The following is a 1,627-nucleotide window of genomic DNA, read 5'->3' as shown; positions in this document are numbered from 1 at the left end:
CGGCGCCAGAATTCTGGCACCGATAAGTTCAAGCACCATCACGACTGAACCGCCAACAAAAGCAATGAGTTCAAGCCGTCCAAGTTTTAAATGTTTGATCATGAACTTTGTTTTCGTTGATACAGCCGAAGCGCGCCTAACAGGAGCGCGGCGGTCAGAATAAAGAGTAAGCTAAGCGCGGCTATTTTGCCACGAGTTTGGAGAAAAAATGAAGTCGTGCCAAAAGCGGCGGTTAAAATAAACAGCAGCGCCACGGTCTGCCGATGTGAAAGCCCAAGGTCAAGCAGTAAAAAATGCAAATGCTTGCGGTCACCGCGCGCCACGGACTGGCGCTGCCACAAACGGCGCAAAATGACCCAGAGACCGTCGAGGATCGGCACTCCCATAACCAGCAGAGTGGTCGCGATTTTTGAGCCGGAAATAATTGCCAACGCTCCGAGTAAAAACCCGCAGAATAAACTGCCGCCCTCGCCCAGAAAAATTTTTGCCGGATGCCAATTGTAAACCAAAAACCCCAGGCAGGCGCCGGCTAAAGCCAAAGCCAAAATTGAAGTTCCGGATTGGGGCACGTCCCAGTACAGACTGACAATAAAAATGGCAAACGCGCCAATGGTTGTCACGCCGGTTGTTAATCCGTCCAAGCCGTCTAAAAACTTGGTCGTGTAGGTCATGCCAAGCAGCCAGATTCCGGCCACCACGATTCCAAACCCGGCCGGAAAAACCGCGATTCCGCCGAACGGATTGGTGACATGGGATATTCGAATCCCGGACATGAGCGCCAGCGCGACCGCGACCAACGGAAAAAGAAGCTGCCGGCTGGGTGAAAGATTGTAGCGGTCATCAAGATATCCGCCAATCATAAGCACCAGCCCGGCGAGTAAAATACCCGCGATTTGGAGCGGCAAAATTCGGCCGTCTTGGAGTACCCCCAGTTGCCAAAAAACAGCCGTGGTTAGGCTAAACGCCAAAAAAATAGCCACGCCTCCAAGCAGCGGCACGGGTCGGGCGTGTTTTTTGCGGGGCTGGTTGGGTTGGTCTAAAATGCCGTGACGCAGCGAGAAACGCTTAACCAGCGGCGTTAGGAGCATAGCCAGCGCTCCTCCAAGCACCAAGGCAAAGACATATCGCATAGGCTTAAAGCGGCTTGGCTTTTTCAACCCGAACCTGACCGCCGGCATCAACTATAACCGTATCTCGGCGGCTGACTGACTTGGAAAGCAGCTGTTTGGCCAGGGCGTCTTGGACTTCGGACTGAATAATCCGCCGCAGGGCCCGGGCGCCAAACTGCTCGCTGTAACCTTTTTGCGCCAGCTCGCGCACGGCCGCGGGCGTAACTTGAAAATTAATGCCGCGAGCTTCAAGCTGAGCCCCGATTTTTTTCAGCATGAGACCGGAAATTTGTTCAACGTGTGGCATACTTAACGGTTTGAAGATAACAACTCCGTCAAACCTATTCAAAAATTCCGGCCGGAAATATTCGTAAAGTTTTTGGTCTAAAAGATAGGTTTTTATTTCTTCAGCCGTTTTCCCCGCCTTAGCCAGGCTCTGGACTTCTTGGGTGGCGGCGTTAGAAGTCGCGATTAAAATCACGTTGGTGAAGTCCACGGTCCGGCCCTGACTGTCGGTT

2 protein-coding genes are annotated in these 1,627 nt (G+C 52.6%); both read right to left on the bottom strand.

Annotation, left to right across the window (positions count from 1 at the left end):
* Positions 1-98: 98 nt before the first annotated feature.
* On the bottom strand, positions 99-1,130 hold the full coding sequence (locus VGA08_01880) for an MraY family glycosyltransferase (GenBank protein HEX9679345.1): 1,032 nt from the start codon (positions 1,128-1,130) through the stop codon (positions 99-101).
* 4 nt (positions 1,131-1,134) lie between these two features.
* A partial coding sequence (locus VGA08_01875) for an AAA family ATPase (GenBank protein ID HEX9679344.1) occupies positions 1,135-1,627 on the bottom strand: 493 nt, incomplete at its 5' end.

It is taken from the genome of Candidatus Saccharimonadales bacterium (genome assembly GCA_036397795.1).
In the GTDB taxonomy this organism is placed as follows: Bacteria; Patescibacteriota; Saccharimonadia; order Saccharimonadales; family DASWIF01; genus DASWIF01.
The sequence above is the reverse complement of the archived record's forward strand: the minus strand, read 5'-3'. Positions and strand labels throughout refer to the sequence as shown.